The sequence below is a fragment of the Corallococcus exercitus genome (genome assembly GCF_003611585.1).
In the GTDB taxonomy this organism is placed as follows: Bacteria; Myxococcota; Myxococcia; order Myxococcales; family Myxococcaceae; genus Corallococcus; species Corallococcus exercitus.
The window spans coordinates 1-559 of record NZ_RAVW01000868.1; the positions used below are offsets into that span (position 1 = coordinate 1).

Annotated in this window: 1 tRNA gene; it reads right to left on the reverse strand. The window is 65.7% G+C overall.

The annotated features are described in order from the left end of the window. Positions 1 to 275: 275 nt before the first annotated feature. Positions 276 to 349 (reverse strand) — tRNA-Arg (locus D7W79_RS42605). Between the last annotated feature and the right edge of the window lie 210 nt (positions 350 to 559).

A 559-nucleotide genomic window follows, 5' to 3' on the forward strand; every position in this document is an offset into this window, starting at 1 on the left:
GTACAGCACCGTCCCCTCCGGCGGCCTGCGCCGGTACTCCCACCCGCGCTCCTCCACCTGCCCCTCCCCAGCCACACCTCGCCAGGGCTCACGCTACGGAGGGCTCCCACGGGTTTGAGTGGAGCCTCTGACTGCTCGGGGGTTCGAGGTGCGACCGAGACAGCGCTTCAGGAGGGGCAAACCCGGTACCAAACGGGTACCCAATCCAGCGAACCCGCCTGAACGCCACCGGACAGAAAAACGCCCTGCTTCCGCTTAGTTCGGAAGCAGGGCGATGACCCCGACAGGAATCGAACCTGTGGCCTGCGGTTTAGGAAACCGCCGCTCTATCCAACTGAGCTACGGGATCGGAGACGCCGGGCGTTATAGCAGGGGACTTGTCGCGCGCAATGCGTGAGCGCTCCCCTGGCCGGCGGGTGACCTCCGTTCGACGGATGCCCCCGGGCCTGGCAAGGAATCCAGTGTCTTGAAGTCGGCTGGGGAATCATCAACATTGCCGGGCCATGCGTGCTTCCGGGCCTGCCCGGGCGCCTGCTCCCCCACCTGTCTCTTATACACA